This is a genomic window from Carnobacterium funditum DSM 5970 (assembly GCF_000744185.1).
GTDB classification, from domain to species: Bacteria; Bacillota; Bacilli; order Lactobacillales; family Carnobacteriaceae; genus Carnobacterium_A; species Carnobacterium_A funditum.
On record NZ_JQLL01000001.1, the window covers coordinates 1,034,788 to 1,048,180 of the forward strand.

The following is a 13,393-nucleotide window of genomic DNA, read 5'->3' on the forward strand; positions in this document are numbered from 1 at the left end:
AATACAAGAAAAAGCCTTCGAGTATAATCACTCAATGACTTTTTCTTTTTATACTGAATTGGTTTATTTTTATTTACATTTCTTTATTTAATTTTAATAAACAAGAAGAGGTCTGCGTTATATTGATTATCATATACATTCATAGATTCAACTATAAATTTCAATTTAACTTGTTGATTCTCTTCAATGATTGTAGCCTCATCAACCGATATGAATTCTTTTTGCACATTATCATCGATTAATAGCTTATCAAAAATAGATTGCATCTCGATTTTAATTTGCTCATTATTTTGTTCATCTTTCAATATTAAAGTGTAGTTATTATCTTTTTGCTGTTGAACTAATATATATACTGATCCTTCTTTTTCAAAAGAAAGTTCATTATCCTTTGAAAGCTCACTATCAGAGTCATACAAACGCAGTCGAATCATTTGATCATAGTCTTCAATCGACAGATTTAACCCTTCCTCATAATTTAAACTTACATATCGACCATTATCAACAATATCTTGGTTTTCATATTCTTTTGCGAATCCAAAAGTCGTTTCAAATTTATTATTACTTGTTAAATCATCTGGTAACCACTCTATATTACTAGCATAATTCATGTTTACTAAATAATCAGATGTTCCAGTGATTCGAATTTTATCTTCTTTAGAAATAGAAGCATTCGGAATAATCTTATCCTTTTCAAGCATTTCATTATCTACAAGAATATTTTCTAATAAGTTTGTTTGGTTTACTCTACTTACTGTAAACGCATCGATAGGAGGGATAATAGAAAGAATACAAAAAGAAATTAAGACTGCAATCGCTATGCCGTTTTTCTTGACTGGCAAAAAGCTAAAAATTAATCCTGCGATTGTTGCAAATACTCCAAAAAGAATCACATAATACCGACCTTGTGTAATTCCCAGTTCTCCAATTTTCAATACCGATGCAATCGTTTGGAATAAAACAATTGGAATGAGTACTTTCGGAAAAACCTTTCTGAATAGTACTGCAAACTGATTTTCAATTGTACTAGATAATATATACACTAGTATAACGGTGACTGCGTAAGATACAAGCAGCGGTTCTAACAAGTTATCCGTCCAAAAGCTACTTCTTATATTTAGCACTATATAGGCTAACAGAATGGCCGTATATATCACCGTTAACGGAATAATCACATAAGAGATTAATAGTTCTAGTACTTTAGGAACACTCGTTGCTTCTTTAAGCTTTTCTAATATAACCATCTTATCTTCCTCAGAAATACGCTTATCTGTCGCCTTTTCATATAAAGGAGTAAAAGATAAATAGTATAAGGGAGCGAATAAAGAGAAAATAATATTCAAAACATGCAACGTTAATTTATCGTCAATCGGAAAGAGCAAACGGTCGATTGCAAACAAAATGGAACTAGTACCCATTGCAATAATCACTGTAAATAATGAAGTAATAAAGAAAGCTTTAAAAGCAGCCATAAAACTTTCATTAAAAGCCAACCTTGTTTTTATGGTAGGAATTAGAATATAGAGCAAGACTAGCGCAAAAACGAATACACTTGTTTTAATTCCTACTTCTAAGTCATATAAATTAGCTGTCGGAATAATAAAATAATACCCAATCGTTATCAAACTTGCTGCAGCCATAAGCATAAATCGTTGACTTTGCTTATGGAAGAATCTTTCGTACAGTTGTTGAGCAACCCCGCTGAGTACTGCACCTACAAAAAGAGTGAATAAATAGTTGGTATACACTTCTTTTTCTTGATTAATCGTTACACCATTTAATATTGCTAATGCTAAAAGAAATAAAACAGTCAGAGGGTAACGAGTACTTGCACGGATCATTCCTTGGAATATTTGTTGTAAGTTTCTTATCAGTTTCATCTTCTCCACCTTCTTTCTTAGTTTATGATGAATTCATCTAAATTATAAGTCAATTAAAGAGTAATGTATATTGGTTTGTTTAGTTGCAAAAAAAAAGCACCATCCGAAGATGATACTTTTTTAAGATGCGCGGCAGCGTCCTACTCTCACAAAGGGAAACCCTTCACTACCATCGGCGCTAAGAAGCTTAACTGCTGTGTTCGGCATGGGAACAGGTGTGACCTTCTTGCCATCGCCACCACACATCTTACATATAAGAGAACGTTGTTCTCTCAAAACTGGATAGTGTTTAACTATAAGGGCTTAAAACCGTTTCTTCATCGTTTAAAAATTGGTTAAGTCCTCGACCGATTAGTATTGGTCCGCTCCATACATCGCTGTACTTCCACTTCCAACCTATCTACCTGATCATCTCTCAGGGGTCTTACTCACTTACGTGATGGGAAATCTCATCTTGAGGGGGGCTTCACGCTTAGATGCTTTCAGCGTTTATCCCGTCCACACATAGCTACCCAGCGATGCTCTTGGCAGAACAACTGGTACACCAGCGGTGTGTCCATCCCGGTCCTCTCGTACTAAGGACAGCTCCTCTCAAATTTCCTGCGCCCGCGACGGATAGGGACCGAACTGTCTCACGACGTTCTGAACCCAGCTCGCGTACCGCTTTAATGGGCGAACAGCCCAACCCTTGGGACCGACTACAGCCCCAGGATGCGATGAGCCGACATCGAGGTGCCAAACCTCCCCGTCGATGTGGACTCTTGGGGGAGATAAGCCTGTTATCCCCAGGGTAGCTTTTATCCGTTGAGCGATGGCCCTTCCATACGGAACCACCGGATCACTAAGCCCGACTTTCGTCCCTGCTCGACTTGTAGGTCTCGCAGTCAAGCTCCCTTCTGCCTTTACACTCTACGAATGATTTCCAACCATTCTGAGGGAACCTTTGGGCGCCTCCGTTACACTTTAGGAGGCGACCGCCCCAGTCAAACTGCCCGTCAGACACTGTCTCCCAGCCAGATTATGGCTGTGGGTTAGAGTGGTCATACAGCAAGGGTAGTATCCCACCATTGCCTCCACCAAGACTAGCGTCCTGGCTTCATAGGCTCCTACCTATCCTGTACAAGCTGTACAAACACTCAATATCAAACTGCAGTAAAGCTCCATGGGGTCTTTCCGTCCTGTCGCGGGTAACCTGCATCTTCACAGGTACTATAATTTCACCGAGTCTCTCGTTGAGACAGTGCCCAAATCATTACGCCTTTCGTGCGGGTCGGAACTTACCCGACAAGGAATTTCGCTACCTTAGGACCGTTATAGTTACGGCCGCCGTTTACTGGGGCTTCAATTCTGAGCTTCGCTCGAAAGCTAACCCATCCTCTTAACCTTCCAGCACCGGGCAGGCGTCAGCCCCTATACGTCATCTTTCGATTTAGCAGAGACCTGTGTTTTTGATAAACAGTTGCTTGGGCCTATTCACTGCGGCTGACCAATTGGTCAGCACCCCTTCTCCCGAAGTTACGGGGTCATTTTGCCGAGTTCCTTAACGAGAGTTCGCTCGCACACCTTAGGATTCTCTCCTCGACTACCTGTGTCGGTTTGCGGTACGGGCAGATTGTTTCTAACTAGAAGCTTTTCTTGACAGTGTGACATCAGGAACTTCGGTACTTAATTTCCCTCCCCATCACAACTTGTCCTTAATAGAGGCAAGCATTTGACTCACCTCAAGACTTGTTGCTTGGACGCACATATCCAACAGTGCGTATTCCTTAGCCTACTGTGTCCCTCCATTGTTCAAACAAAACAAACTGGTACAGGAATCTCAACCTGTTGTCCATCGTCTACGCCTATCGGCCTCGACTTAGGTCCCGACTAACCCTGGGAGGACGAGCCTTCCCCAGGAAACCTTAGTCATTCGGTGGACGGGATTCTCACCCGTCTTTCGCTACTCATACCGGCATTCTCACTTCTAAGCGCTCCACCAGTCCTCACGGTCTAGCTTCGACGCCCTTAGAACGCTCTCCTACCATAGAACCTAAGTTCTATCCACAGCTTCGGTGTTATGTTTAGCCCCGGTAAATTTTCGGCGCAGGGTCACTCGACTAGTGAGCTATTACGCACTCTTTAAATGATGGCTGCTTCTGAGCCAACATCCTAGTTGTCTAAGCAACCCCACATCCTTTTCCACTTAACATAAACTTTGGGACCTTAGCTGGTGGTCTGGGCTGTTTCCCTCTCGACTACGGATCTTATCACTCGTAGTCTGACTCCCGGATATAAATCAATGGCATTCGGAGTTTATCTGAATTCGGTAACCCGAGAAGGGCCCCTAGTCCAAACAGTTGCTCTACCTCCATGATTCTAATTCCGAGGCTAGCCCTAAAGCTATTTCGGAGAGAACCAGCTATCTCCAAGTTCGATTGGAATTTCTCCGCTACCCACACCTCATCCCCGCATTTTTCAACATACGTGGGTTCGGTCCTCCAGTGCGTATTACCGCACCTTCAACCTGGACATGGGTAGATCACTTGGTTTCGGGTCTACGACCACATACTCATTCGCCCTATTCAGACTCGCTTTCGCTACGGCTCCGTCTCATCAACTTAACCTCGCATGGGATCGTAACTCGCCGGTTCATTCTACAAAAGGCACGCTATCACCCATTAACGGGCTCTAACTACTTGTAAGCACACGGTTTCAGGTGCTGTTTCACTCCCCTTTCGGGGTTCTTTTCACCTTTCCCTCACGGTACTGGTTCACTATCGGTCACTAGGGAGTATTTAGCCTTGGGAGATGGTCCTCCCGGATTCCGACGGAATTTCTCGTGTTCCGCCGTACTCAGGATACTGATCAGAGTGAACGAAGTTTCAGTTACGGGGCTTTTACCCTCTTTGGCGGACCTTTCCAGGTCGCTTCTCCTACTTCGTTCATTTATGACTCTATGTGTTCAGTCCTACAACCCCAGAAAGCAAGCTTTCTGGTTTGGGCTATTCCCGTTTCGCTCGCCGCTACTCAGGGAATCGATTTTTCTTTCTCTTCCTGCAGGTACTTAGATGTTTCAGTTCTCTGCGTCTACCTCTATTGACCTATGTATTCAGTCAATAGTAACACCCGATAAAGAGTGCTGGGTTTCCCCATTCGGAAATCTCTGGATCAAAGCTTACTTACAGCTCCCCAAAGCATATCGGCGTTAGTCCCGTCCTTCTTCGGCTCCTAGTGCCAAGGCATCCACCGTGCGCCCTTATTAACTTAACCTATGGTCATGTTAACTATTTCATTCACCTTATGGTGAAGAAATACATTAAAAAATAAAACGCGATGTTTTCTTGGTTTCTTGCTTTTCTTACATGTTAAACACTATCCAGTTTTCAAAGAACAACTAACTTACTGTTTGAGAAGATTAGACCTCTCAAAACTGAGCAAAGTAAAACAACTGTGACGGTTCCGTTATATCCTTAGAAAGGAGGTGATCCAGCCGCACCTTCCGATACGGCTACCTTGTTACGACTTCACCCCAATTATCTATCCCACCTTAGGCGGCTGGCTCCCAAAAGGGTTACCTCACCGACTTCGGGTGTTACAAACTCTCGTGGTGTGACGGGCGGTGTGTACAAGACCCGGGAACGTATTCACCGCGGCGTTCTGATCCGCGATTACTAGCGATTCCGGCTTCATGCAGGCGAGTTGCAGCCTGCAATCCGAACTGAGAATGGCTTTAAGAGATTAGCTTGACCTCGCGATCTTGCGACTCGTTGTACCATCCATTGTAGCACGTGTGTAGCCCAGGTCATAAGGGGCATGATGATTTGACGTCATCCCCACCTTCCTCCGGTTTATCACCGGCAGTCTCACTAGAGTGCCCAACTGAATGCTGGCAACTAATAATAGGGGTTGCGCTCGTTGCGGGACTTAACCCAACATCTCACGACACGAGCTGACGACAACCATGCACCACCTGTCACTTTGTCCCCGAAGGGAAAGCTCTATCTCTAGAGTGGTCAAAGGATGTCAAGACCTGGTAAGGTTCTTCGCGTTGCTTCGAATTAAACCACATGCTCCACCGCTTGTGCGGGTCCCCGTCAATTCCTTTGAGTTTCAGCCTTGCGGCCGTACTCCCCAGGCGGAGTGCTTAATGCGTTAGCTGCAGCACTGAGGGGCGGAAACCCCCCAACACTTAGCACTCATCGTTTACGGCGTGGACTACCAGGGTATCTAATCCTGTTTGCTCCCCACGCTTTCGAGCCTCAGCGTCAGTTACAGACCAGAGAGTCGCCTTCGCCACTGGTGTTCCTCCATATATCTACGCATTTCACCGCTACACATGGAATTCCACTCTCCTCTTCTGCACTCAAGTTCTCCAGTTTCCAATGACCTTCCCCAGTTGAGCTGGGGTCTTTCACATCAGACTTAAAGAACCGCCTGCGCTCGCTTTACGCCCAATAAATCCGGACAACGCTTGCCATCTACGTATTACCGCGGCTGCTGGCACGTAGTTAGCCATGGCTTTCTGGTTAGATACCGTCAGGGGATGAGCAGTTACTCTCATCCTTGTTCTTCTCTAACAACAGAGTTTTACGATCCGAAAACCTTCTTCACTCACGCGGCATTGCTCCGTCAGACTTTCGTCCATTGCGGAAGATTCCCTACTGCTGCCTCCCGTAGGAGTCTGGGCCGTGTCTCAGTCCCAGTGTGGCCGATCACCCTCTCAGGTCGGCTACGTATCATTGCCTTGGTGAGCCATTACCTCACCAACTAGCTAATACGCCGCGGGTCCATCCATAAGCGGTAGCCGAAGCCACCTTTCATCCGTTCGCCATGCGGCAATCAGAATTATGCGGTATTAGCATCCGTTTCCGAATGTTATCCCCCACTTATGGGCAGGTTACCCACGTGTTACTCACCCGTCCGCCACTCCTCTTTCCAGTCGAGTGCAAGCACTCAATAGGAAAGAAGCGTTCGACTTGCATGTATTAGGCATGCCGCCAGCGTTCGTCCTGAGCCAGGATCAAACTCTCATAAAAGTTGAACCAACCCGTTAGGATTGCTTCGCTTTTTAACGATGCTTGAAGCTCATTAAAATGACTTGCTAGCGAATAATTATTCACTTTGTTTCTTTTGGTTCGACCCTTGGTCGAACCGCCGTACACAGTTTATTGTTTTACTTTGTTCAGTTTTCAAAGGTCTAATTTGTTTGTCGTTGTCGTTTTGACAACTTCTAAATATTACCAGAAGTTGTTTAACTTGTCAACAACTTTTTGAAATTTATTTTTTTCGTTGCTGATTCGTTGCTACGTTGTATCGCTACGACATCTACTAATATAACAGCTTGTTGAACTTACGTCAACTGTTTTCCAAAAGAATTTTTTTCATTTGTTGCCTTGTCATTTTTTAATGAACACATTCTTTTTTACAAATCAGCATCTACTTTCTTAGTTAAATCCTATTCTTAAAAGGATTTAACTAGAATGACATTCACTATTTTGATGCACTTTTGAATGTATAAAAATATCTTTTTCGGTATATTTATTCTATTAATAATTGCATAAAACAGCTGTTCATTCTATAAAAAAAGAAACTCCCTCAAAAAAGAGTCCCTATTTTCTTAAACGTTCAATTTATCAGCGTTATTTTAGTCTTTCTTTCAATATACCATCTTTCATAACATATACTTTATCACAACGATCAATTAAACGCTCATCGTGTGTCACCATGATTGTCGCTTTATTTTGTGCTTTTGTTTCACGCGCTAATATATCTACAACCTCAAAAGCTTTTTTTGAATCTAGACTTGCTGTTGGCTCATCTGCTAAAATAACAGATGGATTGTGATACAAAGCTCTTGCAATAGCCGCTCGTTGACGTTCTCCTCCAGATAAATCGCTCGGATAATTTTTCTTTAAACCCACTATCCCCAATTCATCTAATAAAGCATCACTTTTTTTTGCATCCATTTTATTTTTGTTGACTTTATTAACTAATTTCAGTTGATCCTCGACTGTTAGGAAAGGGACTAAATTAGAAGCTTGAAGGATAAAACCAATTTCTTTAAAGCGTAAAGCAGCTCGTTTTTTTTCTGTAACTTCACTAAACTTATTTTCTCTTATCAAAACTTTTCCTTCAGAAGGAGTTTGGAGTCCACCTATTATAGTTAGAAGTGTACTTTTTCCTGAGCCGCTTGGCCCAATAATAGCCACAAACTCGCCAGCTGCAACACTAAAATCGGTCTTTTTTAATGCTTCTACTTTTGTGTGCCCTTCTCCAAAATTTCTTGTCACTCCAATTAGTTCAATTAATTTCATTATGTGTCCCCTCCTTAACCTATCGCATCTAATGGATCAATTTTGACAACTGTTCTAACTGAGAATAAAGCACCTAGCACAGCAACAACAATTAATAATGTTGTAATCGCAGCTAAAAACACAATATTTGTTCGATAAGGTACAGCTGCCGGTAATACTAAAGCTGTTAATAATGTCAATATTAATCCTATACCTACGCCAACTATAGCTAGTATGAATGTTTGAGAAACAACTGATTTCGAAATATAAAAGTTAGAAATCCCTTGTGCTTTCATAACGCCAAATAAACTTGTCTTTTGTAGTGTTAAAACATAAATAAAAATTCCAATAACAACTGCAGCAATAACAATTAAAAAACCAATCATTAATCCAAATGTTAGAACTTGTGCTGTATATCCAGGAATTTTACTAATATAATCTTTAATTGGGTAAACGGTTAAATCATCCGTTTCAATAGCTATCCCATCAACTGAATTATTTTCCCCACGTACAATAACGGCACTAATTCTCCCGGCATCGCTACTATCAGCCTTTTCAAATCGAACTTCTTGGTAGCCAGGAATAGTTGTATATAAAACAGGTGCCACACTGAACCTGGCATCTTCTGTAAAACCAACAACTGTTACTTTTTTGTCATTTCCTGCTAATTCAAGTGTATCGCCTATATTAATGTTCTCTTCTTCTTTCAAGCTTATATCTGCGACTACTTCATTATCTTTAGTAAAAGCCTCGCCTTCAATCACTTCAGGCATAATAAATTCTTTGGAGTCAATTCCAAAAAATGTCACATTGACTTTATCTTCTTCCTTTGAAGCTCCCGCTTTTCTGACAACGCTAGATGCTTGGCCTAAAAAAGCGGTTTTATCGCCTTTTACTTTCTCGGCTTGCTCTAGGGTCATCATTGACATATTGATATTGGTATTAGATTCGTCGGTTAAAACAATTCCATCTGCTCCCCATTTATCGATACTTGTCCGATTATCCTGTGCTAGTCCATAAGCTAACCCAACTAAAAAGAAAACTAGATATGAAACTAAAACCATCACACCAATAATTAATGCGAAACGTGTTTTAGAATGCTTCATTTCCCTCCATGCTAAAAACATTCAATCACCCCTCTTGTAGTTAAATCTATTACAGTCAAGCAATATAATACTTGATTGTTTTTAAATTATAACATCTTATGGAGCATATTAGACAAAGAAATAAAAGAGATATGTTATCATTAGAATATTAATTTAAAAGGAGTGGATAGCTACATGCAACATGAAATCAGTAACTTTAATTATTACAATCCTACCGAAATTATTTTTGGAAAGAATCGAATTCCTGAATTAAAAAAATTGATCTCTACCGATAAAAAAATCCTTATCACTTATGGCGGAGGCAGTGTCATAAAGTTCGGTACTCTTGATCGGATTAAATCAGCTTTATCAGAACACCAAGTTGGAGAATTTGGCGGAATTGAAGCTAATCCTACTTTTGAAACAGCGATGAAAGCTGTTGAGTTAATTAAAAAAGAAAAATATGACTTCATACTAGCAGTTGGAGGCGGTTCTGTTATTGATGCCACTAAATTTATCGCTGCGGCAGTTTTATTTGATGGCAATCCTATTGATATTTTTGCTGGCGGCATAGGTAAAGGTACGCCTATCACTTCTGCTTTACCATTTGCAACGGTATTGACTTTGCCAGCAACCGGTTCTGAAATGAATGCAGGTGCTGTTATTACTTTTAAAGAAAAACAAGCTAAACTTAGCTTCGGCAGTCCTCATGTTTTTCCTAAGTTCTCTATCCTAGAACCAGAAATCACTTACAGCTTACCTACACGCCAACTAGCTAACGGTATCATGGATGCCTATATTCATATCATGGAACAATATTTAACTTATCCTGTTGGCGCAATGGTACAAGATCGTTATTCTGAAGGCTTATTACAAACGCTAATTGAAATCGGTCCTGATGTCATTGATGAAGATAACCACGATTATAATTTACGTGCTAATTTTATGTGGACAGCAACCAATGCTCTAAATAAAGTCCTTTCTCCTGGAGTTCCTCAAGATTGGGCTGCACATGCTATGGGACACGAAATCACTGCGTTATACCATACAGATCACGCTAGAACACTAAGTATTGTTCTACCAGCTTTATTAAAAGTACGTAAAGAAGAAAAAAGAGCAAAACTGTTGCAATATGCTGAACGTGTATGGCATATCACCACAGGTACAGAAGATGAAAAAATAGATGTTGCTATCGGAAAAACAAAAGACTTTTTCAAAAGCCTTGGAGCTCCAACATCATTTAAAGATATTGGTTTAGGCGAAGAAGTTATTGAACCTTTAGTTGCACAATTAGAAAAACACAATCAAGTTGCTTTAGGTGAACGTAAATCTCATGATTTAGCTATCAGTAGAGAAATTTACCGTACAGCTCTTAATTAAAAAAGTCATTTTAAAAAGGACACTGCTGAATAATCTCAGTTGTGTCCTTTTTTCATATTGTTATATAAGTACATATTGCAAGTATAGCCACTTTATCCTTATTTAAAGAAATAATTTGTTTTATGCTAATATTTCATATCGTTCTTAAAATTTAGAATAAACCATAAGCTATCGCTTATTATAAATAGAATGTAACTTACTAACTCTTTTGAAAAATTGATACTACAACAAAAAGAAATCCGAAGAAGTTTTGAAGAGAAGCAAAATAGCTAGGCTTTTCTTCAAAACTTCTCCGGATAACTCTTCTTTTTCTCTAAACTTAATTGGCTTAGATGCTATTTAATCAATTCATAAATAGCTTCTGCATAAATGCTCATTGCATTCGTTAAATCATCAATCGCCATAAATTCATTTGCTTGGTGCATGGTGTCAATGCTATCAGGGAACATTGCTCCATAAGCAACTCCACGATCAAACAAACGACCATAAGTGCCTCCACCAATGGTTTGTTCTTTTGCTTCGAGTCCTGTTTGTTTTGCATAAACAGCTAACAACGTTTTAACCAATGGATCTTCTGGTGAAACATAATGTGGTGTTTGTTCTTTTCCGCGACCTAAAGTAACACCGTAATGGCCTAATTTTTTATCTAATTCAATTTCGATTCCTTCGATGCTGACGCCTTTAGGGAAACGGAAGTTTAGAGCAATCATTCCCCCACTTTCAGGGGTAAAAGTAAAGATTCCTGGGTTCATTGTTAAATCTCCCATAACTTCATCGACATAATTTAATCCTAATTTTTCAGCTCTTGAATCCTCATGAAAGAACTCTGCCGTCATTTCAAGGTAAGATTTAGCATTTCCGCCAAATGAATAGTTTGTTAAAAATGTTGCTAAATAAGTTGCCGCATTTACTCCTCCGCGAGGCTCCATTGCATGAGCTGCTTTCCCATTAAGTTCAATCGTTACTTGATTTCCTTTAACAGATACAGTGCCTGTTACGGGTTTGTTCTCAACAAAATCATAAAAATCTTTTTCGATTTTCTCAGCCTCTTGGCTATTAAAAATCGCTGTTGCATCTTGAGGAACCATATTTTCACGCAAGCCGGAATCAAAACTAATCAACTCATTTTTTCCGCCTGTAACATTCCCTTGTGTGTTCACATGCATTGTTAAAATACCCTTTTCACCATTTATAATTGGGAATTGTGCATCTGGTGAAAAGCCGAATTCAGGCTTCTCTTCTACTTCAAAATAACGATTCATACACATCCAACCGCTCTCTTCATCCGTTCCAATAATAAAACGAACGCGTTTAGATACTGGTAAACCTAAATCTTTGATAATTTTTAATGCATAGTAAGCAGCCATGCCTGGTCCTTTATCATCACTTGAACCACGTGCATAAAGTCGACCATCTTTTATTACAGGTTCAAAAGGATTTGTATCCCAACCTGAACCAACCGGTACAACGTCAACGTGTGCTAAAACTCCAAGAGTTTCATCACCTGAACCATATTCAATGTGACCCGCTAAATTATCGATATTTTTAGTGACAAAGCCATCACGTTCTCCTAATGCAAGAAAAGCTTCTAATGCTTCTTTAGGGCCGGGTCCAACAGGTGCTTCATTTGTAGCTTTGCTATCATCACGGACACTGTCAATTTTTAACAATGAAACCAAATCTGTTAGGAACTCCTCTTTACGAGCTGATACTTCATTTTTCCAATCTATCGCCATGTACTTAACACTCCTATCTTTTTTCAACAACTCTATCATAGCACTTTTTATCTTACATACCAATATTCCAATTGTTTTTTCAAGATTTTATTAACGTTTTAAAGTGATTTTTCAGTTCATTGTCTTTATACTAAATGAAACAAGCGACAAGGAGGACTATTATGAAAAATTTGGATAAGAAAACTGTCCAATCTATGATTCCTGAACGAAAAAACATTAGTTACAAAGGTGATTACGGAAAAATACTATTGATTGGCGGCAATGATTCAATGGGTGGAGCCATTATTTTAACTGCTTTGGCTGCTGTTTATAGTGGAGCGGGCTTGGTAACTGTTGCTACCGCTAAAAGCAATCATACTGCTCTGCATGCTCAACTTCCAGAAGCCATGGTCATCAATTGGAGCGACCAACCACAACTTGAAAACCAATTAAAAGAAGCAACCGTTATTGCCATTGGACCTGGAATGGGTGTTTCCAAAGAATCTCTAAATCTACTTAATTTTGTTTTATCTCATATTAATAAAAAACAGCGTGTCATTATTGATGGATCAGCCATTACACTGATGGCTAAGCACCACTTAGCTATCCCTAACGACCAAACCGTTTTTACTCCTCATTTAGGAGAATGGGAACGATTAAGCGGATTAGAACCTGCAAAACAAAACCCCACATTAAATCAAGTCAAACGAAATCAATTAAATGCAACCATTGTATTAAAAAAACACCGAACCGAAGTGTATTTCAAAGAGGAAATATGGCAAAATCAAGCTGGGAACCCTGCAATGGCTACTGGGGGTATGGGAGATACTTTAGCTGGTATATTAGCTAGTTTGACTGCTCAATTACCTGATTTTAAAGCAAGTATACTAGCTGGCGTTTTTTTGCATAGTTATATTGGTGACCAATTAGCCCAAAAACAATATGTTGTATTGCCTTCACAGCTGATCAAACAGCTGCCCTTTATTTTAAAAGAGTTTGCCGACTACCAATAAGCATTTACAAAATAAAGAAAGGAGGACAAATTAACTGTCCTCCTTTCT

6 protein-coding genes and 3 rRNA genes are annotated in these 13,393 nt (G+C 40.1%); 2 read left to right on the top strand and 7 right to left on the bottom strand.

Going from position 1 to position 13,393, the window contains the following annotated elements:
• Positions 1–83: 83 nt before the first annotated feature.
• From BR44_RS04695 to BR44_RS04720, 6 genes are all read right to left on the bottom strand, one after another.
• Complete coding sequence (locus BR44_RS04695) at positions 84–1,877, bottom strand: DUF4153 domain-containing protein (RefSeq protein WP_034550929.1); 1,794 nt, start codon at positions 1,875–1,877, stop codon at positions 84–86.
• Positions 1,878–2,004: 127 nt separating this feature from the next.
• Positions 2,005–2,120, bottom strand: a 5S ribosomal RNA gene (gene rrf, locus BR44_RS04700).
• A gap of 88 nt (positions 2,121–2,208) precedes the next feature.
• Positions 2,209–5,129, bottom strand: a 23S ribosomal RNA gene (locus tag BR44_RS04705).
• A 204-nt stretch (positions 5,130–5,333) separates the two neighbouring features.
• Positions 5,334–6,895: ribosomal RNA gene (locus BR44_RS04710) — 16S ribosomal RNA — on the bottom strand.
• Together the 16S, 23S and 5S rRNA genes form the textbook arrangement of a ribosomal RNA operon.
• Positions 6,896–7,498: 603 nt before the next feature.
• On the bottom strand, positions 7,499–8,173 hold the full coding sequence (locus BR44_RS04715) for an ABC transporter ATP-binding protein (RefSeq protein ID WP_034550930.1): 675 nt from the start codon (positions 8,171–8,173) through the stop codon (positions 7,499–7,501).
• A gap of 14 nt (positions 8,174–8,187) precedes the next feature.
• Complete coding sequence (locus BR44_RS04720; protein WP_034550931.1) at positions 8,188–9,279, bottom strand: ABC transporter permease; 1,092 nt, start codon at positions 9,277–9,279, stop codon at positions 8,188–8,190.
• Between the two features lie 153 nt (positions 9,280–9,432).
• Between BR44_RS04720 and BR44_RS04725 the strand changes: the two genes are divergently transcribed.
• Positions 9,433–10,617 (top strand): iron-containing alcohol dehydrogenase, encoded by a 1,185-nt coding sequence (locus BR44_RS04725; protein ID WP_034550932.1) that lies wholly within the window; start codon positions 9,433–9,435, stop codon positions 10,615–10,617.
• A 335-nt stretch (positions 10,618–10,952) separates the two neighbouring features.
• Here the strand turns inward: BR44_RS04725 and pepV are convergent, their stop codons facing one another.
• Positions 10,953–12,353 (bottom strand): dipeptidase PepV, encoded by a 1,401-nt coding sequence (pepV, locus tag BR44_RS04730; RefSeq protein WP_034550933.1) that lies wholly within the window; start codon positions 12,351–12,353, stop codon positions 10,953–10,955.
• A 161-nt stretch (positions 12,354–12,514) separates the two neighbouring features.
• Between pepV and BR44_RS04735 the strand changes: the two genes are divergently transcribed.
• Positions 12,515–13,345, top strand: coding sequence for an NAD(P)H-hydrate dehydratase (locus tag BR44_RS04735; RefSeq protein WP_034550934.1), 831 nt, complete (start codon positions 12,515–12,517; stop codon positions 13,343–13,345).
• Positions 13,346–13,393 lie beyond the last annotated feature (48 nt).

Coding starts and splice junctions, on each gene's coding strand:
- BR44_RS04695 (WP_034550929.1), bottom strand. CDS start 1,877: ATGAAACTGATAAGAAACTTACAACAAATATTCCAAGGAATGATCCGT.
- BR44_RS04715 (WP_034550930.1), bottom strand. CDS start 8,173: ATGAAATTAATTGAACTAATTGGAGTGACAAGAAATTTTGGAGAAGGG.
- BR44_RS04720 (WP_034550931.1), bottom strand. CDS start 9,279: ATGTTTTTAGCATGGAGGGAAATGAAGCATTCTAAAACACGTTTCGCA.
- BR44_RS04725 (WP_034550932.1), top strand. CDS start 9,433: ATGCAACATGAAATCAGTAACTTTAATTATTACAATCCTACCGAAATT.
- pepV (WP_034550933.1), bottom strand. CDS start 12,353: ATGGCGATAGATTGGAAAAATGAAGTATCAGCTCGTAAAGAGGAGTTC.
- BR44_RS04735 (WP_034550934.1), top strand. CDS start 12,515: ATGAAAAATTTGGATAAGAAAACTGTCCAATCTATGATTCCTGAACGA.